Origin of the sequence: Paenalkalicoccus suaedae, assembly GCF_006965545.2 — a bacterium.
Taxonomy (GTDB): domain Bacteria; phylum Bacillota; class Bacilli; order Bacillales; family Salisediminibacteriaceae; genus Paenalkalicoccus; species Paenalkalicoccus suaedae.
Map to the genome: position 1 here is coordinate 2239357 of NZ_CP041372.2, position 21798 is coordinate 2261154.

The window sequence follows — 21798 nt, forward strand, 5'->3', positions numbered from 1 at the left end:
CTAATGTACTATTAGTTTATTCTGCTTTTTATCATTTTGCAACCATTTTTTTCTACCTCCGACATACAATGAATAGCGGAAGGGAGAGATGGTTGTGATTTCACCGGTAAATTTTGATCATCAAGTACTTATGAGTCATGTAGATGACCTAATACAAGCGGGATTTCATCGTCACATATTCGGACGATCCTTATTAGGTCGAGAGTTAGTTGAGCTAGAATTAGGCGATAAAGGGCCACTCGTTCATTTAAACGCTGGTTTTCACGCACATGAAGCCATCACGACACCAGTCTTAGTAGAAGCCGTTCTACAATTACTTCCTGAAATGCAGATTGCACCGATGCGTTTTTCTATCGTACCGATGGTTAATCCAGATGGTATTGAGATATTTCTGCATGGGCCGCCTGAGCAAGAGCCTCTTCACACGATGGTTGCTATGCTAAATTATCCTCATCCAACATTCGATACGTGGAAGGCAAATGCAAGAGGGGTTGATTTAAACAACCAATTCCCAGCGAAATGGCACGTTGAAAAGAAACGGAAACCGCCTTTACCATGTCCTCGCGACTTCCCTGGATATGAACCTTTAACAGAGCCAGAGGCACTTGCTATGGTGGATCTCGCCAAGCAACGACTATTTGATTATGTATTCGCTTTTCATACGCAAGGCCGAGAATTTTATTGGGGATATGAGAAAGAGGAGCCATTAGAATCTGTTAAATTAGCGCTCCATTTAGAAGCGTTAACGGGATATAAATCGGTGCCCTATATAGATAGCTTTGCTGGATTTAAAGATTGGTTTATTCATACGTATAAAAAACCAGGTTTTACTGTAGAGTTGGGATTGGGAAAGAACCCTTTACCTGTAGACGACTTCGAGGATTTAGTGAACGATACGAAGGCATTTATACGAGGTACGATCTCCTTTATTTCTCAGCGAAAAGAAAAACGAGCCGACAATAGTTAGGCGGCTCGTTTTTTTTTATGATCAGGCACGAAGCTTTTTCTCCTCATTCATGAGCTGAATGAATACGTCTGCAAAATAAGGGTCAAACTGCGACCCTTTTTCTGCATCAATAATGGCAAGTGCCTCGTCAAAGGACTTCCCCTTTACATAGGGCCGGTCAGAAGTCATAGCATCAAATGCGTCGGCTACTCCAAGTAGTCTGCCAAGAAGTGGAATGTCATCTCCTCTCAGCCCCTCGGGATACCCTCTGCCATCGTAGCGCTCATGATGGTATTTAACACCAGGTAAGATTGGTAATAATTCATCTGGTAAGCCGATATCCTCAAGCATTCTTGCTCCTAATCCTGGATGCTCTTTAATAACATCAAATTCTTCCTTCGTAAGCTTACCTGTTTTAAGTAATATGCTATCTGAAATACCTATTTTGCCAATGTCATGCAGGAGTGCTGAACGTCGAACGACATCAATTTGATCTTCTTCCATATTAAGCGTCTCTGCAATTTTAACCGAATAGTCTGCTACTCGGAACGAGTGTCCAGCCGTATATTCATCTCTAGCATCTAAAGTTGTTGCAAAAACAGCGAAAAGTCCGTCTAAGAGCTCTTCATTGCGTTCATCACGTAAATTAATTCCTGTTACCATCGTATTAAATCCACTGACAAGATCATCAAATTCATCTGCATATGTTTGCTCCATTTTTTCAAAAGTGCCTTCGGAAGCACGAGTGAATTGTGAGGACAAACGTTCGATAGGCTCTTTTATACTCATGTATAGTAGTACAGAACATGCTAATGATACTGCTAAGATGACGACTAAAATAACAGATGACCAGCTCCAATAGCTATCTAACATATTATTTGATGCAGCTATCGTTCGTATCTGTAAAGCGAGTAGCATTAAGACAACAGGAAACGTAGCTGTAAAAATAATACTTAAAAATAATTTTGTACGAATACTCAGAAAATATCTACCATTTAAAAAGATTGGTCGATTGTACATTCTTTTTGCGTATAGATTTATTTGCTGTCCGAGCTCACGACTTGGTCTAGCGCATAAGAAGAATTCAATAAATCCATGCATAATCGCAATCAAAATAGCTCCCACCCACGCATAACCTATGTAGTAATACGGAAAGGAAAGGATATTCATCTCGATAAAAACAATCGTTAAGATCGTCGCTGGAATACCTAAACCGAATAAGTGCGGTCCAATAATTCGAATAAACGTCAGCTTTGGAAAGCGATAAGCAGTTATAAATGCTTCTTCTAACTCCTTATAAGACGGATTACTTTTAATAAAAACATTGTAAATAGACTTCGTATGTTTTTTATATAAGACTAACTCTGCTGAAATCATAATAGTTGCTGATAGAACCATAATTATTAACAAGTATAAGACCTCAGAGGCGCTAAGTATGAGCGTTCGAAAAATAAAAACACTTCCAACTCCGAATACCGCTAGAACAGAGCCGAGTACGTAGCTTATAATAATTTGTCGTTGAAATCTCTGTATAATAGTCTGTTCCATTCGGCCACCACTCCCCTTGCATTAGTATACTCCGAAAAGCAAAAGAAATCACGAGGCTTTTGCAAAAAAACTCCTGCAAAAGTCTCGTGATGAAGTTACCTGTAAATGGAAGTAAGTACCTCTTCTGTTAAGCTTTCAACCGAACCATCAAAAACGACTTTTCCTTCTCGCAGCCCAATGATTCGTGATGCATATTTTTTTGCAAGCTCCACATCATGTACATTAATTATTGTTGTTAATTCTTTTTCGTCATGCATACGTTTTAAAATCTGAAAAATATAATCTGATGTTGTTGGATCTAAACTTGCAACTGGTTCGTCACCTAATAAAATCGATGGTTCTTGCACCATTGCACGCGCGATTCCAACACGCTGTTTTTGACCACCGCTTAAACGTTCTACCCTGCGATCCTCAAACTCTTTTAGACCAACCTCAGACATATAATATTTAGCTAGCGCTTTATCGTTATCACTAAAGATACCTAATATATTTCGCCAGTTTTTATTTTTGCCAAATCTACCAGTCATTACATTTTGCTTCACCGTCATTCTTGGTATGAGATGGAAATGTTGAAAAATCATTCCGATTTCAGAACGTACTTTTTTTAGTTTTGAATCCTGATTCCCTCGGATTAATTGACCATTGACCTTTACCGAGCCTGCTGTCAATAATTGAAGGCCGTTAATGGTTCGAATAAATGTCGACTTGCCTGCTCCACTTCGACCGAGTACACAGACAAATTCTCCTTTATGAATCTGCAAGCTCATATTTTTAAGAGCATGATCTTTACTACCGGGGTATTTGACGGAAGCTCTTTGCCAATCTAATATAACGGTCATTAGATCACCCTCTTTCTTACAATTCCGCCAGTTACATCAACTATAATAACGAGAACCATAATAATAACGATCGCTGTTGCCATGGAGTTATACGCAAGGCTATTGTAATAGTTCATTAAGCTTTGACCTAGGCCTCCGCCTCCAATCATCCCTAACACTAAGGATGTCCTGATTGCTACCTCAAAACGGTAGAAGTACTGAGACAAAATGTTTGGCCAAATTTGTGGAATGATGGCAAAGACTTGTCCGATTCTTCTAGAAGCACCTACAGAACGCATCGCTTCCTGCGGTCCACTGTCGGAGGACTCTACAAGCTCCGCTATTAATTTTGCAAGAACTGCCACATTATGAAGAAAGATAGCTAGGAGTGCTGCAAAAGGACCTAATCCTACCGATACCACAAATATTAATCCAAACACAATTTCTGGAATGGATCGTACAAGGCTTAAGAAAAAGCGAGAGCCATAAAACGTAATGGAAGAACCAGACGTATTCTCGGCTGCGATAAAACTAAGCGGGATAGCAATAAGAAGCGCAGTAAATGTCCCAAAGAATGCCACCGCGAGCGTTATCAAAGATTGTTGCAGTAAATATGGGATAAGGTCTGTTTGAAGCGGTACAAAGCTACGCCCAATAAAGTCGATGGTGTTCTCTAATTCAAAAAGCTCAGAAAAAGAAAATTCTGAGCCTCTAGCACTTAACCATAGGAAAACTCCTAATAAAAGTGCATAAACGATGATTCGTTTACGAAACCACATCATGAATACGACCTACTCATTGCTGTCGTTAGCGTTTGATTCCTCTTCAGCCTCATCTTCTTCCTCAGGCTCAGGATCAAGTAATCCGAACGCTCGCGCTGCTTCAAGGATGCTTTCATATTCATCTGATGATGCTTCTACAAATGCACTTGCTCCACCGAAAATAGAGAGAATTTCAGGCTCTTCAATTTCCATAAATGCTGCCTGAACTTGTTCGATTAGTGCTTCATCTGTTCCGTTTGGAACTGCCCATGGATACTGATAAATTTGATCAGACTCCCAAATAATCTTGTAGTCGTCCTCATTAATCATACCGTCCGCAATTAAAGCATTAAAAATAGCGCTATCAATGGCACCAGCATCTACGTCACCGTTGGCAACCGCATTAGCTGTAATATCATGAGAGCCAGTAAATCTTACACTATTAAAATCATAAGACCCTTCGTTCTCGTAAACGCCACGCTGTAAAAGTTCATAACCAGGTACTGCAAACCCTGATGTAGAGGATTGGCTACCGAAAGCAAAGTCCACCTCTCCTACATTTTCTAAAAGATCATCAAGACTGTCGTAAGGGGCATCCGGTTGCGTGATCATATAAGAATAATAGTAAGGGCTCCCGTCGATCTCCTGCGTAATAATAGCTTCCGCACCAGACTGCTCGTACGCAATTAAGTACGTAACTGGACCGAAGTATGCCAAATCAATTTGGCTGTAATTCAATGCTTCTACAACTGCGTTGTAGCTAGGATAATGCGTCACTTCTACTTCCATATCTAATGACTCTGCTAGATGTTCTTCTAAAAGATCTAAGCCTGTTTGCATTTCTCCTATAGATTGAGAAGGAATGACAGCTACCTCATACACATCAGGATCACCAGCTAGTTGCGTATCCCCTGTGCTGTCGTTTGTAGCCTCGTTTGCGTCAGCATTCGTTGTCGTCTCTTCATTTGTCGTATTAGCTAAGTTCGTCGTGTTGCCCTCGTTATCACCACATGCGGCGAGTAGTAGTGCTCCTGATGCTAGAGTAGTAAGTAATAAGCTTTTTTTCATTTGGATCAATCCTTCCGTTTTGAAATATAAGATGTGACGGTAAAAGCGAGGTCTTCATTGCCAAACAGTGATAAAACGCCAAGTAATTGACTATCATCAATTGGTCCTGCTTCCTCTTTAGAGACCGTAAGCTCCATAGCTTCTGATAAAACATCATTGTTCTTTTGGGTTGGATAGGCTTCTTTATAAATCTCTACCGGGTCTAAATCATGGTTAATACACCACTGGGCAAAGACTAAAACCATCATTTTTTCTTCTTTTTGATAGCCTTCAATAATCTGTTTTTCAACAGAATCTTTATCCATAATCCGCAATTCCCCCTAAAGCTAATCTGTTAACTCCCCTATTATAGTAAAAAAGTGAGGAAATAACGAGAAATAAGCATTCTCGTATTCATACGAGAATGCTTATTCACGTGTAGGAGCGTCCGTAACTCCTTTTAAATGATCCGATCCGTATAAAAGTAAAGCGAGCAATACCACTGCTATAACTACTCCAGCAAAGGAATTGCCATCCACTGCACCACTCATTTTATTCCTCCTTACAACTGCTGACCACTTAACGTATCTAAGATAAGTTGCATAGACATTTCTTGGTCACCTAAAATGACTTGTTGCATGACGTCTTCTTTCTTTGTGTCAAACTTGCCAACTAAGGTTATTGTAATGGAGGCGGATCCACGATAAAGTAGGATACCATCTACTCGCAATTTGCCCGTTAAAAGTAAAAAAGCAACTAAGATATCTAAACCCGGCCCCTTTGTAAAGTCTGTAAGAGAGTTAACGTCACCGCTAAACACACGCCCACACCCTTTCTCTTCATGATATGATATGTAGAGAAGTAAAATGAGTGAGGGGCGACAAACAATGACAAAACGAACGCAGATAGTCGAATATGTAAAGTCTCTGCCAACTACAGGAAGACTTTTACTCATAGTGGCGCTTGCAGGAATTGGCGCTTTAATTGGATACGGGATAGGACAACTTTTAGGGAATCACATTTTATAAAATGGATTCCCTTTTTGCTGCTCTGCGATTATTATATTGCTCAAGTAACCCCATATTATCATTTATGATGGTCTCCATTTCACAAAGATCCTCTCTCGTTACGACAGGATCGTTTTGTGACCATTTAACCGTGTAAATAAAATAATAATTAGGGAACGAACGAAAGATTACTGTTGAGTTTGGAAACTTAGAAAATACTGCTGCGATTGAATAACGTCTTCTATATTCCCAGTCTACGAGTTGCATGACGTCACCACCTTTATTTTAGACTAATATGCAGTCCATAAAAAGGCAAGTAAATTATGGGAATATACGTTCCACTTGTAATAATCACTACTCATTTCATAGGTGTTTAGCGCTAGTTATGCTCGCTTAACTTTATCAACCCACATACTGAATGCTTTCATCGCTCGATCTAGATGCTCTATCGTATCCTCATCGACAAGCTTTTCATCCTTTAATTTATCTTGTATTCCACCAATATAAACCTCTGGTTGTGGCATCGGATATGCTCCACACGCGTGCAAGGTTTGAACGAGCTGAGCTTGAGACGAAATGGTGCCCTGCGCCATCGGTGATGCACCAACGATACAGACTGGCTTTTTATCTAAGACATTCTCATTTGCGACACTACCAGCCCAGTCTAACACGTTTTTTAAAACTCCTGGAGTTCCGTGTGAATACTCAGGTGTAGCAATTAATAGTCCGTCCGCTTGCATAATTTTAGATTTTAATTCTGCGACTGGACCAGGATCTCCGCCCTCTTCTAAATCACCATTAAAGAGAGGTATCGCGTCAATAGACACAATTTCTATTTCTAATCCCTCATAGCTTTTCTCCGCTACTTCTTGTAAAATGGCTTTATTAAACGACTTTTTTCGCAAACTACCTGCAATTCCTACTATTTTTTTCATCCTTTTCTCCTCCTATATCTTTTTGTTCCAACACTGATTCATTGACTTCAAGCTTTATCTAGCCGTAAGATTAATAAAGCTATCTGGTTCGAAAATAGCCTAATAAGCAGTTTTTTAAACGTATTTTTACACATTTAGACGTGCCATCTCTCATGAGAGCCTATTTCCCTTCTCATGTTTTTTTGTGCCAAATTTAAAAGGAGTCCTTTTTATGTCTACTAATCCATTAACAAAACAGGCTAAACGACGTTTAACGCTAACAATTGTTATCATATTAACGTTTACGGTCATGAACGGCACGATGTTTAATGTTGCCATTCCAGATATTGCAGATACATTTAACCTACTTCCATCCCAAGTTACTTGGGTCATGACTAGCTATATTTTAGTATTTGCTATAGGTGCGCTTATGTACGGTAAGCTTGCCGATATTTACCCAATTAAACGTCTATTAACAATAGGGATCATTTTATTTGCAACAGGAGCAACGATTGGACTATTTGCACAAAACTACCCCATGTTAATTGCAGCACGTATTATCCAAGCTATGGGTGGTGCTACGATTCCCGCCTTATCATTTATTATTCCAGCACGCTTTATGCCAGATGAACGCGGTAGAGTTTTTGGTACGATCTCTGCCACTGTAGCTTTTGCCTCTGGACTTGGCCCAATAGCTGGTGGCCTCGTCGGCGGAGCCTTTGATTGGCGCTATTTATTTATCTTGTCCATCCTCTCCGTCTTTGCTATTCCATTTTTACGAAAATGGATTCCGGATGAAGAAACACGACAAGGGAAAGTCGATATTCCAAGTGCCCTTCTTATAGCAATCGCAATTTCTGGACTATTATTCTTCATTACGATGCTAAGCTTTATTGGTCTCGCTGTCTTTTTACTCATGCTAGGGCTATTCATTTACCGGACAAAAACGGTAGATGCTCCTTTCATTGATCCATCGCTTCTAAAAAGTCGATACTACACAACTGCTGTCATGACAAGCTTTTTAGGTACGAGTGCGATGTTTGGAATGATCTTTATCGTCCCTATAATGGCACGATCTGTCTATGATTTATCCACTATTCAAATTGGCCTTTTGCTTCTTCCTGGCGCACTAGGGGCAGCTTTAATCGGTCAGCGTGGCGGACGGGTTGTGGAAGAGAAAGGTAGCTTCCGAGTGCTACAAGTAGCTTTTTTATTAGCTATAGCAGGTAGTTTCCTCATATCCACCTTTGTAGGCTTTCCACCATATATTTTAGCTCTTTGCATCGCCGTTCAATACGTTGCCTTCCCATTAATTCAGAGCTCCACTGCAAATTTACTTACGGATTTAATTCCAAAAGAACGCACTGGTGTAGGCATCGGCATGTTCAACTTAATGAACTTTTTATCTGGGGCGATCTCGAGCGCATTATTTGGAGCCCTGCTTGATTTAGAAAATGTAACGTTACGCTTTAATCCCTTCGCAGGATCTGAAGTCGCTCTGTATTCTAATTTATTTATGATGATCGTTGTCATTACCTTGATTGCTATAACAATGTTTACGCTTGTGTTTAAAAGTCACCGCACATCATAAAAAAAAACGGCTTACTCATTTGCAAATTATCATGAGTTTTTACTCAGATATCTGCAATAAGTAAGCCGTTTTTTAAATAGTGAGATCCATATAAGATCCTTTATTCATCAATTCATTTTCTACTTGCTTCGCTTTTAAGCTTTTTTGCATTCGTACTTGCTCTTTTTGAATCGCTGTCCCTCGTGATGGTACATTCTTTTTACGCTGCTGGATAGCGGCATTTCTAGCAAAGTAGTTTTGCTGGTCGTACTTATTCGTGAGCACATCGGTAAATGTGACCCTTTCAGCACCGTGTAACCTAGGAATTAGAGGGCTATCAGCAGTTTGACGGTTTGCATAGATGGTTGATTGCTCATCTTTAATGGATGATACGTACCCCATATGAAACACCCCTTCCTTTATATATCTATTACCCATATATAAAGAAATGCAATCCTAAAGTTCACTAAGCACTGAAGGGGTCTTAAAGTCCATTCTTAATTAGCAAACGTACGCTGCTCCGACGATAACTAATAAAATAAACAAGACAACAATAAGTGTAAAGCTGTTATAGTAGCTCATGATGTCACCCCCTCCATTCCATATATATGTGAGTATAAGGAATTGGGAAGGGTAAAAACCTAAGAAAGCGAGTACTCTATAAAAGAATACTCGCTAGCTATTACATCATTAATCCGATTCTTTGCCGATATACACAGACTTATCCACAATATCACCTACGCCTATTTTAAGGTGTTTATGACGTGTTTCTTCTATATAATATACACTCGCATCTATCTGCTTATTTTTTTCTGTGATAATTATGTGATAATCTTATTGTCATGAGGTGATGGATATGACGGATGCAGAGCGTAAAGTATTACAAATCATCAAGCACTTACATCAGCAAAAGGATAGAAAGGCTAATTATAAAGAGCTTGGGCTGTTTACAGGTAAGGATAAGAGCGACCTTATTAAGGTGCTTAAGTCATTGGAGACTATCGGTGAGATAGAAGTGGACTATGAGGCTCAGGTGGCGAGTCTTCCTGTAGAGTATCGTCACGAGAAACGAGCTCGATGGGATAGTGAATTTAATGAGCTTAATAAGAATATGTAAGGGGCATAACGCCCCTCTTTTTTATTTGTCCAATAACCCTGCTCGATCAAACATAGCAGCCATTTCTTGACGAGTTACAGGCTCTTGCGGTCTGTTTCCGTCTACAATGCCTGCCTTCGTTGCTTTTTCCCATGTCGCTTTAGCCCACGCTGATGGTTCGTTATTTGGTTTTGCACTCACATTAGTCACCCCCATATATTTTTGTACTCGTCTGCGAAAATCTACCATGTCAAAGTTGCGACCTGGGCAGTCGGTTGAACCGACATCCCTGTGACCTCGTACCGTTGTAGCGTTTACTGGTAGGTTAGCTTGCTTTAATACCCACGCTGTAAACTCTGCCATACTCTCGAGCACAACATCGCTTGGCTTCGCGCTATTAAAGTTGCCGGGTGTTGCGATACCAAAGTGATTGCCGTTATATCCTCTAGCGTGCGCCCCTTGCCTAAACATTCTCCCTTGCACCTTTGTCCCATCTGTATCAACTAAACCATTATAACCAATACCAGAGCTTATGCCAGCGCTGTTGCGGCGCACATCACTATGGTCACGTTGAGCGTTCTCAATGGTATAGCTAAAGGGAGCGCCAAAGTGGTGTATAATGACGCCTCTTACGGCTGATGGTGTCATGGCAGCTACGTTGCCGATCTTAAACCCTCTATCAACGATATTCATCTATTTATCCTCCCTTGGCTCTTTGTAGTTAAGGGCTCGTTTGCTGTCGCCAATACCCCTCACGACTGGATCGTTTATGACCCCAAGTGTCACGGCAATATAACTGAGGTACTCCACATAGCGCCAGTACGCCTCTGTTGATAGTCCGAAGTCTCCTAATATCATTGCAATTAAACCTGCTATCGCTGCCAAAAAATAAGGGTTCTTAAATCGTACTTTCCAATTTATCTTCATGTTAGCCTCCTGCTAATGCTAGAATGATCGTTAGGATAAAACCTGCGAATGCTGTCACACCTGTTGCAATTAAGCCAATTAACCATCTGCGGTGTATCACTTGTTCTTTTTTCTGTTCGTCTATCCTGTCGTTGATTTCAGTTTTGTTTTCTCGGTCTCTTGTGTACAATCGCTCAATATGAACAGATTGCTCCTATCTTTTCCAAAGCCTTTCGTGCTTGGTTTTCTGCCGACTCTGCTTGACTGGATGCCTCGGAGGCTAGTGTTTTTGTATCTCGTATATCGTCATATACACGGTCTATTTTTTTGTCAAAATGACTCATAGTAGTCATGAGCTCTCTGATATCGGCCCGAATGCCCGACATCTCATCAATCATCTTATATGTTAATTCGGTATCTCCTCTCATTTGCTTTTGCTCCTCGCTACTCATGATTTCCCCCTAAATTCTCTCTATTTGTAACAGTAAAAGAGCCCTCGAATGGAGAGTTACGTCCTCGCCTCAACTGTACTGCGATTGATTAGCTTTTTTATCGTTTCTGCTGTTGTTTGGATTGTCTTGCCAAACTTTAAATCAAGATCAAACCCACTTTGCGAGTAGGTTTCGACACACTCCACAATGCGGTCATTAAACGAGATGCCCCATTCCTTAACCTGTATTGTCACAATATCACCTAAGTCGTAATCGACCTCATAGACAAAAGAGCTTTTGCGCAATGCTTCGCCCTCAAAATAAACCTCTTGCCGTAAGTCATTAAGAGCTTGCTCACCTCGCGCGACTAGTGTATCAATGATATCTTGCTCAGGTATTGGCTCACCGTCCTCGTCCTCTTCTTCCACGTCTCGCGCATCGACAAAGACCTCGTAACGTTCGCCACCTTCCGATTGGTCCACCTCGACGATCGTACGATCAATGCCCTCACCCTGCCCTGCAACGATTGCAACGTTACGAAAGTTCCAGTTGCTTTCAAAGTAGTTGGCCGCCTTTAAACTGCGATAGGTAGGATCAGGAGAAAAGATAACAGGCTTTACCTCATCTTGGTCTGCGGTGCGGTCGACACCCTCAGCGACGTCTAAAATAACCTTTTCAGCGTCAAAATTAACCGATGCTCTCATTCCAATTCCACCAAAATCAGCAATGTCCGCGCACTCGTCTAACAAGTTTTTAAAACGTGTTTGGTAGATCGTCTGTGTACCTCTCCCCTCGTCAGGAGCTAGTTGTAAGATGGGATTGTTATTAGCCTCAATAGGCGAGTTAATCACGTTGTTGTCGATGTACGTCTTGATAATCGTCTCGGCGTTACTGTTAACATAATCGTAAGAGCGCCCGGTAGGTGGCAACGTAAGCACACGCGACAAAAAACCAAGCACATGCTGCGCTCGGACAATGATGTTTTCGGTGATTTTACCTGCTTGATCTAGCTCGCTCTCGACACTACGGATTAGATACGCTTTATGGAGTTGGTTTTGGATAAAGACGATGCGATCCATCTTGAGTAGATCCGCACCTTTTTTGTGACGATTAATTTTTACCTCTAACTCACCAGCTGTATAAAAGCGCCTTGTGAGCTTTAATGACTCATATAGATCCACGTCACCTAAAAATAAAAATGACTGGTCGATAACTCGTATTGGCTTGCGCATCGTGCTCACCTCGCTATCACTAATACATAGATATTAACGGACGCCGCCGAACGTAATGTCGTGGTTATACCTAATAAACTACCTGTTATGCCTGTCGAGGCTCGTAGCACACAACGAGTGGCGTATTGCTCGATGACAGAGACAAACACCATCTCAGGTGAATTGGGCGACCTTTTAACTGGCGTTGCTTGGATATTAATAATGGAGGTAAACGTTTGACCAAATGGCACATTAACGATCCCGTTAGAGTCCGTTACAGCCTCATATAAGTGCAATTTATACCCTTCATCTAGCCCAATATTGGCGGCGTCTCCTTTATTACCTCTATCTCCTCTAGGACCCTGCTCACCTTTATCGCCACGTTCTCCCTGTGGACCTTGCGGACCTTGTGAACCCTTATCCCTTTATCACCTTTAGGACCACGTCTTTGCTCTTGCATGTGCTCTCGTTTGAGCATCGGAGTAATATGCATTAAATTTACATTACCGTGAGCAAACACGACACCGGCATTGGTTAAAATAGGATGTCGCTCTCGGTCTGTCTCCACGCTATCATTGTTGTTTATCGTCATGATGACTGACCCGGTCATTTGATCAAAGTAGATTTTACGCATGCCTCACCCACCTTTTTGTAATAAAAAAGAGCCCTCAAATGAGGGCTCTCGACATTTAGATAACGCGATCATTAATTGCAAACTGGCGACCGAACCACATGCGCCACTGAACATAGTGTTTCTGTCCCTTTTCCTCATAGATTGTGTGATACTTAAGTGGTAGTAATTGCATGAGATACCATTTCATTTTGTCGTCCTCCTCGTTTTAGTTGTTGCGCATAAGGCGTCTTATGCGTTGTTGAGCGACTCTGTCAGCTCGTTGTACTCATCTTGGCTAATACGACTATTAAGCAAAAGATGTCTAGCTTCTGCTGCATGTCCTCCACTGATGCGTATGAGCGTCTATCTATCATTGATTTACAGCCTCTATATGTTAATGACATAGTGACCTCCTTATAGTCCTAGCTCGACCATTGAAAGTCTAAAATCAATGTCTACTAGGTAATCTGAATAGTTTCCTTCTTGATCATCTTGAGGGATTTGCGCGACTTCCCACGTACGTACCACCTTATTCTCTTGTACCTCCGTTTGAGGATTCGTTGCGTAGTGAGTATCCGTATCATACTCCTCAACGACTTCCTCGACAGGAAGCCAACCGTGGGATTTATGCACTTCATGTGGCAGTAAGTTAAATCCACTGATCGTCTGACCGTCCTCTAACCGTAAAACTTTAGGTAAACTGGCGAATCGATCAATCTCACCGTTCTTAATATGTGCGTACAAGGCGCTCACCTCCTATTTCTCTAGCCATAGATTAAATACCGAAGTAGTGTAAGAAATATCTGTCCCTGATGTGTTTTCTGGCATATACAGCTATAAAAAAACTCACCGTTAAAACTTGATATATCAATTTCATCCGTTCTTCTAGCAAAGTTTCCTGTTTGTAAAACTTCTGCTAAATTAGTTGTTCTTGGGTTAACATCTCTCTGGTTCATAATGACAAAACCAGTCGTTCTTAATCCACCAGAAGTTTGATTTTCCCAATCTATATACGCTTTAGAATATGGAGACAAGTCAAATGCTACTTCTGTAACTGCTGTTCTAGTTGCGCTAATATCTAATCTTCTCGCATTAATAAGCATTCTTCCGTTCAGTGGAAAACTTAGACTTCCTGCACCTTCTGCGAATCCTTGTATGAATGGAGCGTTATTATTAAATAATTCATAAAGATACAACTCTCTTGGTATCCCTCCACCTGCATAGCGCAATTTATCAGCTAACATCGAAATCACCTGCTAAGAAGCCTAGCCACGTTGTGCCTCCGTTGTATGTGATAAACGTTAGCGCATACGTAAAGTTAGGCTCGGACACATCAGGGATCTCACCACCACGCCATTTGATTGCAGAACTAAACGTAATAGGATGGGCTGTGCCCCCTTGCTCTAAAAACACGGATAGGGAGACAACCTCGCTACTTGTAGTAGATAGATTGAGTGTTGTTGTGCCTGCCATCGTTAAACGATATGCAGGGGAGTTATCAGCGTTTAGTGTAACTGTTCCAGTGCCTGATACGGTGGATATTTCTTCTCGGTATGCGCCAAATAGAGGTTCATGCGCTTCGGTGACAGTCTTACCTTCGTGTTGCGTAAATTCTTCCTTATGCGCAATAGCATCATCGTACGTTTCAACGCCGCCTGGTTGTCCCTTTTCGGAAGCCAGCACAAATCCCTCAGTCTGCTGTTGGTCAAACCAATCTCTAAACTCCTGTTCAAAATCTAGTAGATCTTGTTGTAATTGAGCTCTAGCATCTTCTATTTCTTGTTCGTATTCATCAGTAGCACCATCTAAGCTCGCTTGCAAACCAGTAAAATACGTTTCCCATTCCTGTAAAAACTGACTTGTCGGGATAGTTATAAGTGACGATACGATACCGCAAAGCTCCTCATCTAATCTCTCGTCCGTCACGTCTGTAGCAGGAATAGTGGATGTGTTAGCTGTTAGGTACACCTGCGCAAGTGATAGCTCATAAACCAAGCTAGTGCGTGTTAATTCAGGTGGTTCGGGAGTTGCCGACGGCTCTCCTTTAACAATAAAAGCTCGTATAAAACGATTCTGAGCCGATTTATCGAGACGTAGGACAACACGATCAATACGGTCGGTATCAGCCTCTGGTAAGTCGTGTGTGAGTTGTAGTGGTGTCGTGTTGGTGTATTGGTAACCCTCCATGAGAGCACCACCAACATCGACCGTCGTTTGCATGTTTGTACCATCTGCCGTTACTCGTAAGCCTGCCTCGTTATCGATCGAAATAATACCGGTTGAGAGCACTTGCGAAAAATAATTAGCAAAATCAGCCGCCTGCACAAAGCGACGATCATCAATTGCTGGGTTACTGTTAAAAAACTTGAATATCTCTGCCATGCTGTACCTCCTTTATGCTGTGGTGTAGCGCTTTTTGTAGAAGATGTTGACGACAGCCATATCAATGCCATCATCTGCGCTATATTCAATGTCGTTTTCACCGATCCCCAAACTAAAAAAGGTGCTTGCAAGATCAATCCACGCTGTGACGTCCTCTCTTGTACCGTCTGAGAGGATTAAACTGACCTCACGAGTGTTAGGGTTCGTATCGATGTAAAGCTCGTCACCCTCCTCTAGCGTCCGCCTGACTCTGATAAACTCTCCTGTTGTGAGGTTTGTGATCGTCGGATTGACGGCAGGACCGAAAAACTCGATCATGACAGGTGCTGGTGCGTCGCTATCGTTGTTGATGATGCGCCGTTCTTGTTGCTCTCCCATCTCAACCTCACCTTCAAACGGAAATTCGAATAGAGGCAAGATAGCAGGCTGTTCTTCGATGTTTTCGCTATTAAAGTACGGATCAGGTGCCAATAGATTGACGATAGCCGATTGAAAGCTTTGATTCTGATTAGATAGACCGGATGCAAACATAGGCACAGCAGATGATACGCACGCAATTTCGCGCACGTAATCATCTTTTTGTACTCGTAATGTACCTAGCCCAAGCTTAGGGTTCATGATCGCCCCTAGCCTATTGCGATTAGCAACAATATCGCGATAGCTAGAGCCTTTAACTCGTAGCGTCAATGCGATATCTCGCTCTTGCAACAGCACATCGAGTAGTACCGATCCATCTAAAAAGGGTGCTGACTCGGTTTGGACATCTGCATCGACACCACCTAAGCCGTCAATGGCGATAAGACGATAAATAGGCCCAGTAAAGTCAATTACCGCGCCCTGGCTGTTACGATATGTGATTGTCTCCACCTACAACCCTCCTAGTCGTAATGATAGCTCTCGATCGCGTCTGTTTAAGATGCGCTGTAGCTCACGCTCGGACATGCTATTGTTGTTGATTGTCGTTTGATTCGTAATGCTACGAGAGTAATCGTTGTTACCACCCATACCTTGCGTGCCATTTAGACTGCGCATCATGTCAGTTGTAAGCAAATTACTCATAGCTGCCTCGACAGATACCTCACCTTTTTTGATACTGTCCATGATAGGTCCTGCGAAGTCTAGCTTGTCTAAGTCGCTCAAAGGACCAACTTTAGCCGGAGAGAATGGAAGGAAGTCTCGAACCTTGCCGACGACATCACCAATGGCGCTAGTAACTACCCCTACAGCAGCCTTAATACCTGCTGCCATCATTTCAATTAGTCCTCTACCTGCGGCTCTAAATGACTCTCCCATGTTCTTAACCACATTCAATGCTCCTGTCAATCCAGAACTAACCGCATTACGCACGCCATTCATCGCGCTCGAGACAATACCACTCAAGGCATTAAACACGCTTGAGACCGTATTACGGATAGCTCCTGTTACTGATGTAAATAAACTACTGATAGTATTAAGCACCGTGTTCACGACTGTACGTATCGCATTTAAGATGGTAGTAACGATATTTTGCATCGTATTAAAGTTTGTTCGTACTGTGTTAGACACCGTATTGAGCACGCTACTAAAGGTGCTTGATATCGCGTTAAAGATCGTTTGCACCGTGGTACGAATGGTGTTTAGTACGGTTGTGATCGTCGTTCGAATCGTATTAAATACTGTAGTAACTACGGTTCTAATTGCATTTAAAACGGTAGTGATAACTGTCTGTATCGCTGTCCATACCGTTTGCATAAGACTTCTAATCGCGTTCATGATCGTGGTGATTGTAGTACGCACAGCACTAAACGTGTTTGTCACGCTTGTTCGCATTGATGTAAAGATGCCGTTTAAAAAGCTCATGATACCGTTCCATATTGTGGATATAACGGTACGTATGGCGTTCATCACGGTTGTTATTGTCGTTCGTATACCATTGAATACCGAAGTTACAAGGTTACGAATGACGTTAAGAATGTTTGTGAAGATCGTACGCACACCATTCATAATGTTTTGAATGACACCACGAATAGCGTTCATGACATTCGTCACAACGCCTCGTATTGCATTTAGTGCTCCAGTAAATAGACCTTGAATACTTGACCAACCGGCAGATACAATGCTTCGTAGTCCAGTGAATAGCGCCATACCAGCTTTGATTAAGCGACCATATAGGAGTAAGTTGAACGCGTTCCACAAGAACTGTATCGCCCCTGTAAAGACATTCTTAATTCCTTCCCACATCAAACTGAAGTCACCAGTAAACAGTCCGGTAAACACTTGGATCAGACCTTGGATAAACGTTAAGGCGCCCTCGATCGCCCCTTTAATGTTATTCCATACCGAGATCACAATAAATTGGATAACAGGCCAAATCGCACTAAATACTGCTGCTATGACATCGACAGCACCAGCAACAAACGTTTTGATAAATTCCCAAACGTTGCGAGTCGCTTCCATGATCTGATCTTGGTGCGTGATCCAAAACTCGACTAACATGCCCCACACCTGCATAGCAAAATCTACAATGCCCTGGACGGCTGTTTTTATGACGGAGACAATAGCCTCCCAGATAGCATTAACCTTATCTCTAAATTCTTCGTTTGTTTTATACAGATACACAAACACGGCAATAAAACCTACGATAGCAGCAACAATCAACCCGATCGGACTTAATAAAGCCAATATAAACGTTTTTATGAGTGCAAAACCTTTTCCGATCTTGGCGAAGATTGGTATTAAGCTACCGAATACGCCGATAATCTTGCCTACTGCTGTGATCATCAATCCAAAGAGTATGAGTAGAGGTCCAAGTGCCCCTAATACAAGACCTGCTATAACGACGATGTTTTGAAACTCAGGCAACAATTCCGCCACTCTTAGCGCAAATTCTGCTACTTTGTCGGCAACTGCCGCAATAATCGGTAAAAAGATATCTCCGAACTGCGCGGCCGCATTCTGCAAACGCACAAAAGCCCGAGCCATTTTAGCTCCGGTTGTTTCGTTCATTGTTTCAAATGCGGCGTCTGTTGCACCTGCCGATTCTCCCATAGAGTCTAGGATGTCCGCAAAGTCTTTTCCCTCACCAGATAGCAAGGACATAGCCGCGATACCTGCCTCTTTTGATCCAAACATATCTGATAATGCTAGGTCATTGGCTTCTGCTTCACCTGCGATGATCTGGAGCACGTCAGCTACCGTCATACCCTCTTCTTGTAACTGAGCAAAGGATTTACCCGTCTTTTCACGTAAGATTTTATCTGTCTTTGATCCGGCAGACCCTAATTCTCCGAGCATGGAGCTCATATACGTTCCTGCTTCGGCTGTCGCAAGACCGTTCTTTGTTAATACAGCGTAACCAGTTGCTAATTGCTCGAATGATACGTTGTTGGCGTTTGCGATAGGGATAACTTTACCCATCGATGCAGATAGTTCATCAACCGTTGTCTTACCCATGTTTTGAGTATTGATAAGCATGTCGCTTAATCTATCTGCGTCTTTACTTTCTAACCCATAAGCGTTGATTGCTGTTGTGAGTAAATCTACCGCCGTTGCCGTTTGTGTGAATCCACCCTTAGCAAGTTTGGCAGCTGTGGTTGTAAACTCAATCGCTTTACCTTGATCGACACCTGCCGAGATCGATTGATAAACAGCCTCACTATACTCACCAAACGATACGCCCATGTCACTAGACGCGGTACGTATATCATTTTTGTACTTTTCGTAATCTGCGCTAGATCCACTTAATAATGTTTGTACCTTTGCAAACGCTGTCTCTTGATCGATTGCGAATTTAGCAGTGGCAATACCTGCTCCGACGATTGGTAGCGTTAGCCCCTTCGTAAGCTTTGTGCCGGCGCCCATCAGTTTGCCACCTAAACCTTCTAGCTTAGATTGAGCCTGGTTAATACCTTGATCTATCCCCGACTGGTCTATCTCGGTGTCAATGACGATTTTCCCATCAGCCATGTTGTCGTCACCCCCTTACCTATTTGCTAGGACGGAAGAAGTTAGCCAGCTTGTTCCAACCGTTTTCGACACGCTGCTCGATCAAGTCGGGATCCTCGATACCTTTTAGCTTGTAGATGCGCTTGAGCTTAAGCGTGTGTTCTCGATCCTCTTTGTTGTACTTGGTTGGAGCAGGTACTTTTTGCGCCCTTATCCCGACAACCTCTTTAAAGTCGCGATCAATGGCCATAGACAATAACGCGCGAAACTTAATAAAGTGGAGCTTGCCATGTTGCTCAAAGAGATCGATGTCGTACTCCTTGATAAATGAGGCATAGATGCGCTCTGCGTCCTCGTATAGGTCGTAAAACTTCTCTGTATTGACGTTTGGATCGCTCTTTTCCCTGATGTCGATATCAAGAAAGTCCAAAAAGACGTGGTAGACGACTTTGTCTTTCGTCTCCAAGTCCAGTTGGTTCTCACCTATGAAAAGTTCGCAAGCAAGGGCAATTCGCTCGATCGGGTGAAATTCCTCGTCGCCAAATAGCTCGAAAATACGTAGGACGTTATCAAACGCGAGATCTAACTTGTACGTCACACCATCAAGCTCAAGCTCATCATCGAAACGTTGTGTTAAGCTAAACGGCTTCATTTTTCTTCTTGTAGTAGGCTTGTTTCTTGTTTTCGCGGTTCTTCTCTTGCTCACGAGTCACAATGATTTGCACAGCCTCTACAATCTGCTCGATGACCTTAGACATAACATAAGATGATCGATTGACTTCCTCGAAAATCTCGTCATAGGCGCCATTACCGAAGAAAATGCCGATCAAATCTTTTGTAGCTTCTTCAACTTCTCTGAGGGCGTCAACCAGTTCTAGATCGTCCTCTTTTCCTCGTGCTTCCTCGGATTTGGATACCACTTCATTGATCTTTGCGTTGTACTTAACTAGCTTTTCGTTCTGTAGCTCTAACTCAAATGTTTTTGAACCGATCTCAAATTTCTCCACGTCGCGTTTTATGTCAATTTTGAAAGCCATGTCCGATCACTCCTAAAGTAGGTTATAAATAAAAAAGAGAGAGCGATGCCCTCTCTCGTCTTAAGGTGTTGGTTCTGGTGCTGGTGTGTATTCTGGTTTACCGTTGAAATGGATCTCGAAGCTAAACTCACCTTTGGCACGAGCCTCGCCGCCTGGACCTTCGATGTTAGCGATAGTTACATTGCCCTCGAACAACTCGCCCGATGGTGTTTCCCACTCGAATCGCGTTCGTCGTGCGTCACCAACCTCAAGATACTTGGAAAAAATGTAGTCTTGAGCAGCATCGCCAACTTTACGATGTCCAGATACGGATAATACGAGCTGAGCGCCAATTACATCCGTCTCGGAAAAGCCTTCTCCGTCGAAGTAAGCTGTCTGATCAAGCTCCTCGTTGTTTGCAGGCTCTACAGATGAGATACCGGCAGCTAGAGTCTCGAAAGATGGTTCTTCAGCATCTGGTGTTACATCGAGCTTAAATTGATTTTTGTAGTTTAATTCAAATGCCATTTATGTCGCCTCCCTATAGATGGTCGCTTCAAAGAGCGCCGTGTATATTTGTTGATTGCGGTCTGTCTCCTCCACCCAGTTGGGGAGGGTGCTACACTCGATATTGACCAATAGAAAAGAGCCGTCATCCGATGTGACACCGGTTAACGACTCTAAGTAATCTGTTATCGACTGTATAGTGTTTCGTGCTGTGGTACCGTTAGCGTGCTTTACGAGTACCTGAATCCCAAACGTATCATCACGGCTGTTATCAAAAAACCTTGTGCCGGGTGACGTCGGAAATTGCCTGATTGCAATGCTGTTGTCAGGATCTAAGTTGCCAATCCTTACGATGTCAAACAGCGTTAAATCAGCCTCCATCGCATCAATGACTCGGTCTAAGAAATCCATGCGTCACCTCCTAAAAGAATTTTTTGAATGCCGCCTCTGTGATACGTAACCAAGCAGGTAACTCTTGCGACTTTGCGCGTTCAAACCACAATCCACCAGCTTGAGAATTTTTATCCTTGCTAAAGTTAAACTGCGGATTGTAGTAAAGTTTCCTAGCATAAGGCATTTGCCACGTCACCTTGCCAGATCCGGGGTTCGTCATTCGTATCCCTGATTGCGCTAGATCACCTCGATCGAATGGGATAAACTTATTACCGCCTTTAACAACCTCGTTATCTAGTACCATTTGGGCTTGTTTCTTTGCACCTGACGCCTTAGCCTTTATTTTTGCTGCGTTAAAATCCACTCGCGCTTTCATCAGATCATCTCATTTTCATAGTGATGGACATTGGACGACCTAGCGTATAACGAATCAACCTTGTTTACGATGTACTCGTCTTCGTCAAAGACCACGATGTCTTGCTCACTCATCTTGATTACTGGATCGGAGTTACGAGCATCGATAAAGAGTGTTGAGCGCTTAAGCACCTCTTGACCGTTATTATCACGAGTTAAAGAGGATGAGGGCTCCATGCGGACGTGCTTGATCTCTTGCTCCTCCGCATACTCAATGCCCTCTCTGCCTTTACCAAGATACTTTTTATACCCAATAGTATGGGGGAGTAATCGCTTCGGAATCGGTCGCGCCAT

Annotated in this window: 34 protein-coding genes; 4 read left to right on the forward strand and 30 right to left on the reverse strand. The window is 42.5% G+C overall.

Annotated elements, in window-relative coordinates; translation table 11 throughout:
* The first annotated feature begins 94 nt into the window (after window positions 1–94).
* On the forward strand, window positions 95–967 hold the full coding sequence (locus tag FLK61_RS11880) for a M14 family metallopeptidase (protein ID WP_176009669.1): 873 nt from the start codon (window positions 95–97) through the stop codon (window positions 965–967).
* Window positions 968–988: 21 nt separating this feature from the next.
* Here FLK61_RS11880 and FLK61_RS11885 read toward each other — a convergent pair whose 3' ends face one another.
* From FLK61_RS11885 to FLK61_RS11910, 7 genes are all read right to left on the reverse strand, one after another.
* On the reverse strand, window positions 989–2494 hold the full coding sequence (locus FLK61_RS11885) for an HD-GYP domain-containing protein (protein ID WP_176009670.1): 1506 nt from the start codon (window positions 2492–2494) through the stop codon (window positions 989–991).
* 95 nt (window positions 2495–2589) lie between these two features.
* A complete protein-coding gene (gene phnC / locus FLK61_RS11890) occupies window positions 2590–3333 on the reverse strand; it encodes a phosphonate ABC transporter ATP-binding protein (RefSeq protein ID WP_176009671.1) in 744 nt (247 codons plus the stop codon).
* Entirely contained in the window at window positions 3333–4094 is a 762-nt protein-coding gene (phnE, locus tag FLK61_RS11895; protein WP_176009672.1) for a phosphonate ABC transporter, permease protein PhnE, read from the reverse strand. Before phnE ends, phnC begins: the two co-directional genes overlap by 1 nt.
* 9 nt (window positions 4095–4103) lie before the next feature.
* Window positions 4104–5141: a phosphate/phosphite/phosphonate ABC transporter substrate-binding protein gene (gene phnD / locus FLK61_RS11900; protein ID WP_176009673.1), complete on the reverse strand. Its 1038-nt coding sequence runs from the start codon at window positions 5139–5141 to the stop codon at window positions 4104–4106.
* A gap of 5 nt (window positions 5142–5146) precedes the next feature.
* On the reverse strand, window positions 5147–5446 hold the full coding sequence (locus FLK61_RS11905; protein WP_176009674.1) for a hypothetical protein: 300 nt from the start codon (window positions 5444–5446) through the stop codon (window positions 5147–5149).
* Between the two features lie 102 nt (window positions 5447–5548).
* On the reverse strand, window positions 5549–5671 hold the full coding sequence (locus FLK61_RS20205) for a hypothetical protein (protein WP_283811845.1): 123 nt from the start codon (window positions 5669–5671) through the stop codon (window positions 5549–5551).
* Window positions 5672–5682: 11 nt separating this feature from the next.
* Window positions 5683–5940, reverse strand: coding sequence for a hypothetical protein (locus FLK61_RS11910; RefSeq protein ID WP_176009675.1), 258 nt, complete (start codon window positions 5938–5940; stop codon window positions 5683–5685).
* A 67-nt stretch (window positions 5941–6007) separates the two neighbouring features.
* On the opposite strand from FLK61_RS11910, the gene FLK61_RS11915 reads away from it, so the two are divergent.
* Window positions 6008–6148 carry a hypothetical protein gene (locus FLK61_RS11915; protein ID WP_176009676.1) on the forward strand — a complete coding sequence of 47 codons (141 nt, stop codon included), beginning with the start codon at window positions 6008–6010 and terminating at the stop codon, window positions 6146–6148.
* Here FLK61_RS11915 and FLK61_RS11920 read toward each other — a convergent pair.
* Entirely contained in the window at window positions 6143–6394 is a 252-nt protein-coding gene (locus FLK61_RS11920; RefSeq protein WP_176009677.1) for a hypothetical protein, read from the reverse strand. The two genes, FLK61_RS11915 and FLK61_RS11920, sit on opposite strands and share 6 nt — an antisense overlap.
* 116 nt (window positions 6395–6510) lie before the next feature.
* Window positions 6511–7062 carry an NADPH-dependent FMN reductase gene (locus tag FLK61_RS11925; RefSeq protein WP_176009678.1) on the reverse strand — a complete coding sequence of 184 codons (552 nt, stop codon included), beginning with the start codon at window positions 7060–7062 and terminating at the stop codon, window positions 6511–6513.
* Window positions 7063–7273: 211 nt separating this feature from the next.
* On the opposite strand from FLK61_RS11925, the gene FLK61_RS11930 reads away from it, so the two are divergent.
* Complete coding sequence (locus FLK61_RS11930; protein WP_176009679.1) at window positions 7274–8632, forward strand: MFS transporter; 1359 nt, start codon at window positions 7274–7276, stop codon at window positions 8630–8632.
* Between the two features lie 72 nt (window positions 8633–8704).
* Here FLK61_RS11930 and FLK61_RS11935 read toward each other — a convergent pair whose 3' ends face one another.
* Both FLK61_RS11935 and FLK61_RS11940 read right to left on the reverse strand, forming a co-directional pair.
* Entirely contained in the window at window positions 8705–9013 is a 309-nt protein-coding gene (locus FLK61_RS11935) for a hypothetical protein (protein WP_176009680.1), read from the reverse strand.
* Window positions 9014–9112: 99 nt separating this feature from the next.
* Window positions 9113–9193 (reverse strand): YjcZ family sporulation protein, encoded by an 81-nt coding sequence (locus tag FLK61_RS11940; protein WP_176011230.1) that lies wholly within the window; start codon window positions 9191–9193, stop codon window positions 9113–9115.
* Window positions 9194–9467: 274 nt separating this feature from the next.
* Between FLK61_RS11940 and FLK61_RS11945 the strand changes: the two genes are divergently transcribed.
* The gene (locus FLK61_RS11945) at window positions 9468–9728 is read left to right on the forward strand and encodes a hypothetical protein (protein ID WP_176009681.1); all 261 of its coding nucleotides are present in this window, start codon (window positions 9468–9470) and stop codon (window positions 9726–9728) included.
* A 21-nt stretch (window positions 9729–9749) separates the two neighbouring features.
* Here FLK61_RS11945 and FLK61_RS11950 read toward each other — a convergent pair whose 3' ends face one another.
* From FLK61_RS11950 to FLK61_RS12030, 19 genes are all read right to left on the reverse strand, one after another.
* Entirely contained in the window at window positions 9750–10400 is a 651-nt protein-coding gene (locus tag FLK61_RS11950) for a peptidoglycan recognition protein family protein (protein ID WP_176009682.1), read from the reverse strand.
* On the reverse strand, window positions 10401–10634 hold the full coding sequence (locus tag FLK61_RS11955) for a phage holin (RefSeq protein ID WP_176009683.1): 234 nt from the start codon (window positions 10632–10634) through the stop codon (window positions 10401–10403).
* A gap of 173 nt (window positions 10635–10807) precedes the next feature.
* Window positions 10808–11065 carry a hypothetical protein gene (locus tag FLK61_RS11960; RefSeq protein ID WP_176009684.1) on the reverse strand — a complete coding sequence of 86 codons (258 nt, stop codon included), beginning with the start codon at window positions 11063–11065 and terminating at the stop codon, window positions 10808–10810.
* A gap of 56 nt (window positions 11066–11121) precedes the next feature.
* Window positions 11122–12276 (reverse strand): siphovirus ReqiPepy6 Gp37-like family protein, encoded by a 1155-nt coding sequence (locus FLK61_RS11965; RefSeq protein WP_176009685.1) that lies wholly within the window; start codon window positions 12274–12276, stop codon window positions 11122–11124.
* A gap of 5 nt (window positions 12277–12281) precedes the next feature.
* Complete coding sequence (locus tag FLK61_RS11970) at window positions 12282–12551, reverse strand: hypothetical protein (RefSeq protein WP_176007609.1); 270 nt, start codon at window positions 12549–12551, stop codon at window positions 12282–12284.
* Between the two features lie 14 nt (window positions 12552–12565).
* Entirely contained in the window at window positions 12566–12889 is a 324-nt protein-coding gene (locus FLK61_RS20070; RefSeq protein WP_176007610.1) for a hypothetical protein, read from the reverse strand.
* Window positions 12890–12944: 55 nt separating this feature from the next.
* Window positions 12945–13076, reverse strand: a complete 132-nt coding sequence (locus tag FLK61_RS20210; RefSeq protein WP_283811847.1) for a hypothetical protein — start codon at window positions 13074–13076, stop codon at window positions 12945–12947.
* Between the two features lie 64 nt (window positions 13077–13140).
* Window positions 13141–13272 (reverse strand): hypothetical protein, encoded by a 132-nt coding sequence (locus tag FLK61_RS20215; RefSeq protein ID WP_283811848.1) that lies wholly within the window; start codon window positions 13270–13272, stop codon window positions 13141–13143.
* Window positions 13273–13282: 10 nt separating this feature from the next.
* Window positions 13283–13612, reverse strand: coding sequence for a hypothetical protein (locus FLK61_RS11980; RefSeq protein WP_176008308.1), 330 nt, complete (start codon window positions 13610–13612; stop codon window positions 13283–13285).
* 20 nt (window positions 13613–13632) lie between these two features.
* Entirely contained in the window at window positions 13633–14112 is a 480-nt protein-coding gene (locus tag FLK61_RS11985; RefSeq protein WP_176009686.1) for a hypothetical protein, read from the reverse strand.
* Complete coding sequence (locus tag FLK61_RS11990) at window positions 14102–15250, reverse strand: hypothetical protein (protein ID WP_176009687.1); 1149 nt, start codon at window positions 15248–15250, stop codon at window positions 14102–14104. Before FLK61_RS11990 ends, FLK61_RS11985 begins: the two co-directional genes overlap by 11 nt.
* Before the next feature lie 12 nt (window positions 15251–15262).
* Window positions 15263–16117 (reverse strand): phage distal tail protein, encoded by an 855-nt coding sequence (locus tag FLK61_RS11995; protein ID WP_176009688.1) that lies wholly within the window; start codon window positions 16115–16117, stop codon window positions 15263–15265.
* A complete protein-coding gene (locus FLK61_RS12000; RefSeq protein ID WP_176009689.1) occupies window positions 16118–19195 on the reverse strand; it encodes a phage tail tape measure protein in 3078 nt (1025 codons plus the stop codon).
* A gap of 19 nt (window positions 19196–19214) precedes the next feature.
* Complete coding sequence (locus FLK61_RS12005) at window positions 19215–19826, reverse strand: Gp15 family bacteriophage protein (RefSeq protein ID WP_176009690.1); 612 nt, start codon at window positions 19824–19826, stop codon at window positions 19215–19217.
* Window positions 19813–20211: a hypothetical protein gene (locus FLK61_RS12010; RefSeq protein WP_176009691.1), complete on the reverse strand. Its 399-nt coding sequence runs from the start codon at window positions 20209–20211 to the stop codon at window positions 19813–19815. The genes FLK61_RS12005 and FLK61_RS12010 overlap by 14 nt, the downstream gene beginning before the upstream one ends.
* A 60-nt stretch (window positions 20212–20271) precedes the next feature.
* Window positions 20272–20718, reverse strand: a complete 447-nt coding sequence (locus FLK61_RS12015; protein ID WP_176009692.1) for a phage tail tube protein — start codon at window positions 20716–20718, stop codon at window positions 20272–20274.
* A complete protein-coding gene (locus FLK61_RS12020; RefSeq protein ID WP_176009693.1) occupies window positions 20719–21108 on the reverse strand; it encodes a minor capsid protein in 390 nt (129 codons plus the stop codon).
* 10 nt (window positions 21109–21118) lie between these two features.
* Window positions 21119–21466 (reverse strand): minor capsid protein, encoded by a 348-nt coding sequence (locus FLK61_RS12025; protein ID WP_176009694.1) that lies wholly within the window; start codon window positions 21464–21466, stop codon window positions 21119–21121.
* Window positions 21466–21798 carry a putative minor capsid protein gene (locus FLK61_RS12030; RefSeq protein ID WP_176009695.1) on the reverse strand — a complete coding sequence of 111 codons (333 nt, stop codon included), beginning with the start codon at window positions 21796–21798 and terminating at the stop codon, window positions 21466–21468. Before FLK61_RS12030 ends, FLK61_RS12025 begins: the two co-directional genes overlap by 1 nt.

Bases quoted from the DNA above. Each gene is read 5' to 3' on its own strand.
- FLK61_RS12020 (WP_176009693.1), bottom strand. From the start codon at position 21,108: ATGGATTTCTTAGACCGAGTCATTGATGCGATGGAGGCTGATTTAACG.
- FLK61_RS11990 (WP_176009687.1), bottom strand. From the start codon at position 15,250: ATGGCAGAGATATTCAAGTTTTTTAACAGTAACCCAGCAATTGATGAT.
- FLK61_RS11925 (WP_176009678.1), bottom strand. From the start codon at position 7,062: ATGAAAAAAATAGTAGGAATTGCAGGTAGTTTGCGAAAAAAGTCGTTT.
- FLK61_RS11985 (WP_176009686.1), bottom strand. From the start codon at position 14,112: ATGTTAGCTGATAAATTGCGCTATGCAGGTGGAGGGATACCAAGAGAG.
- FLK61_RS12005 (WP_176009690.1), bottom strand. From the start codon at position 19,826: ATGAAGCCGTTTAGCTTAACACAACGTTTCGATGATGAGCTTGAGCTT.
- FLK61_RS12000 (WP_176009689.1), bottom strand. From the start codon at position 19,195: ATGGCTGATGGGAAAATCGTCATTGACACCGAGATAGACCAGTCGGGG.
- FLK61_RS11905 (WP_176009674.1), bottom strand. From the start codon at position 5,446: ATGGATAAAGATTCTGTTGAAAAACAGATTATTGAAGGCTATCAAAAA.
- FLK61_RS11960 (WP_176009684.1), bottom strand. From the start codon at position 11,065: ATGAGTAGCGAGGAGCAAAAGCAAATGAGAGGAGATACCGAATTAACA.
- FLK61_RS11950 (WP_176009682.1), bottom strand. From the start codon at position 10,400: ATGAATATCGTTGATAGAGGGTTTAAGATCGGCAACGTAGCTGCCATG.
- FLK61_RS12015 (WP_176009692.1), bottom strand. From the start codon at position 20,718: ATGGCATTTGAATTAAACTACAAAAATCAATTTAAGCTCGATGTAACA.
- FLK61_RS20210 (WP_283811847.1), bottom strand. From the start codon at position 13,076: ATGAAATGGTATCTCATGCAATTACTACCACTTAAGTATCACACAATC.
- FLK61_RS12010 (WP_176009691.1), bottom strand. From the start codon at position 20,211: ATGGCTTTCAAAATTGACATAAAACGCGACGTGGAGAAATTTGAGATC.
- FLK61_RS11965 (WP_176009685.1), bottom strand. From the start codon at position 12,276: ATGCGCAAGCCAATACGAGTTATCGACCAGTCATTTTTATTTTTAGGT.
- FLK61_RS20205 (WP_283811845.1), bottom strand. From the start codon at position 5,671: ATGAGTGGTGCAGTGGATGGCAATTCCTTTGCTGGAGTAGTTATAGCA.
- FLK61_RS20215 (WP_283811848.1), bottom strand. From the start codon at position 13,272: ATGTCATTAACATATAGAGGCTGTAAATCAATGATAGATAGACGCTCA.
- FLK61_RS11940 (WP_176011230.1), bottom strand. From the start codon at position 9,193: ATGAGCTACTATAACAGCTTTACACTTATTGTTGTCTTGTTTATTTTA.
- FLK61_RS11885 (WP_176009670.1), bottom strand. From the start codon at position 2,494: ATGGAACAGACTATTATACAGAGATTTCAACGACAAATTATTATAAGC.
- FLK61_RS12025 (WP_176009694.1), bottom strand. From the start codon at position 21,466: ATGAAAGCGCGAGTGGATTTTAACGCAGCAAAAATAAAGGCTAAGGCG.
- FLK61_RS11945 (WP_176009681.1), top strand. From the start codon at position 9,468: ATGACGGATGCAGAGCGTAAAGTATTACAAATCATCAAGCACTTACAT.
- FLK61_RS11930 (WP_176009679.1), top strand. From the start codon at position 7,274: ATGTCTACTAATCCATTAACAAAACAGGCTAAACGACGTTTAACGCTA.
- FLK61_RS11915 (WP_176009676.1), top strand. From the start codon at position 6,008: ATGACAAAACGAACGCAGATAGTCGAATATGTAAAGTCTCTGCCAACT.
- FLK61_RS20070 (WP_176007610.1), bottom strand. From the start codon at position 12,889: ATGCGTAAAATCTACTTTGATCAAATGACCGGGTCAGTCATCATGACG.
- FLK61_RS12030 (WP_176009695.1), bottom strand. From the start codon at position 21,798: ATGGCGCGACCGATTCCGAAGCGATTACTCCCCCATACTATTGGGTAT.
- FLK61_RS11955 (WP_176009683.1), bottom strand. From the start codon at position 10,634: ATGAAGATAAATTGGAAAGTACGATTTAAGAACCCTTATTTTTTGGCA.
- phnD (WP_176009673.1), bottom strand. From the start codon at position 5,141: ATGAAAAAAAGCTTATTACTTACTACTCTAGCATCAGGAGCACTACTA.
- FLK61_RS11935 (WP_176009680.1), bottom strand. From the start codon at position 9,013: ATGGGGTACGTATCATCCATTAAAGATGAGCAATCAACCATCTATGCA.
- FLK61_RS11920 (WP_176009677.1), bottom strand. From the start codon at position 6,394: ATGCAACTCGTAGACTGGGAATATAGAAGACGTTATTCAATCGCAGCA.
- phnC (WP_176009671.1), bottom strand. From the start codon at position 3,333: ATGACCGTTATATTAGATTGGCAAAGAGCTTCCGTCAAATACCCCGGT.
- phnE (WP_176009672.1), bottom strand. From the start codon at position 4,094: ATGATGTGGTTTCGTAAACGAATCATCGTTTATGCACTTTTATTAGGA.